The sequence below is a fragment of the Solemya elarraichensis gill symbiont genome (assembly GCF_002021095.1).
Lineage (GTDB): Bacteria > Pseudomonadota > Gammaproteobacteria > Chromatiales > Chromatiaceae.
In genome coordinates, this window is sequence record NZ_MPRK01000300.1 from 1 (window position 1) to 1861 (window position 1861).

Here is a 1861-nt window from a genome sequence, read left to right on the forward strand (position 1 = left end):
GGACGCAGGGCGTCCGGGGCAGTAAAGGCTGTCGAAGATCGAGTGTAAAAGGGAGACTTGGATGTCCCGTTTTGCATCACGAGATCAAAGACACGCTTGGCGTTTTTCGATGGAATATATCTATGACGTCAAGCCGGGCGAGGTCTTCTGGGCCGCATCCGATGTCGGCTGGGTCGTGGGACACTCCTATATCGTCTATGCACCACTTTTACATGGCTGTTCAACCATTGTCTATGAAGGCAAGCCGGTACGTACACCGGATGCAGGTGGATTCTGGCGCGTCATGGAAGAGTACAAGGTCAGTGCCTTCTTTACTGAACCGACAGCATTCCGTGCGGTTAAGAAAGAGGATCCCAATGGCGAATTGCTGAAGAAGTATGACCTTTCACATGTACGTGCCATATTCCAGGCTGGTGAGCGTCTTGATCCACCAACTTATGAGTGGCTCAGCGATCTGCTGAAAAAACCGATTCTTGATCACTGGTGGCAGACTGAAACCGGCTGGGGCATTGCCGCCAATCCAGCGGGTATCGAGCTTGAGACAGTCAAGAGTGGTTCTGCAACCTTCCCGGTTCCAGGCTACAAGCTTGAGGTGCTCGACGAGACCGGCAACATACTGGGGCCAAACGAAGAGGGCGCACTGGCAATCAAGTTGCCGATGCCTCCGAGTTGTCTCAACACGCTATGGAACAACCACGAGCGTTTTGTCGAGGCCTACCTGGATACTTACCCCGGTTACTACCTGTGTGGTGACGACGGTTATATTGATGAAGATGGTTATGTCTTTGTCATGGGTCGTATCGATGATGTCATCAACGTCGCCGGTCACAGGCTCTCAACCGGTGAAATGGAAGAGGTTGTTGCAAGTCACGACGCCATTGCCGAGTGCGCCGTGGTCGGTATCAATGACGAATTGAAGGGGCAGTTGCCCGTCGCTTTCTACATTCGCAAGGATGGCGTTGAGAGTGAACCGGAAGAGATCGAGAAGGAGTTGATCCAGATGGTGCGCGGTACCATCGGTGCGATCTGCTGTTTCTCCAAGGCGATGGAGGTCAAGCGTTTGCCCAAGACACGTTCCGGCAAGATTCTGCGCAAGACCATTCGCCAGATCTCCGAGACGGATGATGTGCCGACACCTGCAACTATCGATGATCCGGGTATTCTCGATGAGAGTCGGGAGGCTTATAAAGCAGCCAAGGTTGGACGCTTCGTATAACGAAGAGCCAATCGCAACACAAACAGGCCGGGCATTGCCCGGCCTGTTTTTTTTCTGTTTAGCCTGAACTTTCGTTTGATCTGTTCAAGGCCTGTTCCGCAGGCACATAGTCATACCCCAGTGCCTCGGCAACAGCCCTGTAGGTGACATTGCCAGCGTGTACATTGAGCCCATTGAGCAGGTTGGTGTCATCCAGCATCGCCCTGACCGGATCATCAGCAAGAGCCAAAGTATAGGGGAGCGTTGCATTATTCAGCGCCATACTCGCAGTACGCGCCATCCCGCCCGGCATGTTGGCAACACAGTAGTGCACCACGTCATCAACAACAAAGGTCGGCTCCTCGTGCGTGGTCGGGTGCGAGGTCTCAAAACAGCCACCCTGGTCAATCGCCACATCGATAACCACGGAACCTTTCTTCATGCGACGAATCATATCCCGTGTCAGCAGCTTGGGGGCCTCGGCCCCGGGTACGAGCACGGCACCAATGACAAGATCGGCATCCAGTGCATACTCCTCGAGTATGGCGGTGGTGGAATAGATACAGTGGACGCGACCCTTGTAGTCGTTATCAAGTTCACGCAGGCGTGCAATCGAGCGGTCGACAATGGTGACATTGGCACCCATGCCAACTGCCATGGCCGCTG

At 54.0% G+C, this 1861-nt stretch carries 1 protein-coding gene and 1 pseudogene; one reads left to right on the top strand and one right to left on the bottom strand.

Annotated features, from left to right (window positions below; genetic code table 11):
• Positions 1-94: 94 nt before the first annotated feature.
• Positions 95-1216 (top strand): annotated as a pseudogene (locus tag BOW51_RS10400) (AMP-binding protein); the annotation flags it as partial.
• 58 nt (positions 1217-1274) lie between these two features.
• On the opposite strand, the gene BOW51_RS10405 reads toward BOW51_RS10400, so the two are convergent.
• On the bottom strand, positions 1275-1861 hold a 587-nt coding region (locus BOW51_RS10405; protein ID WP_370738170.1), incomplete at its 5' end, for an alanine dehydrogenase.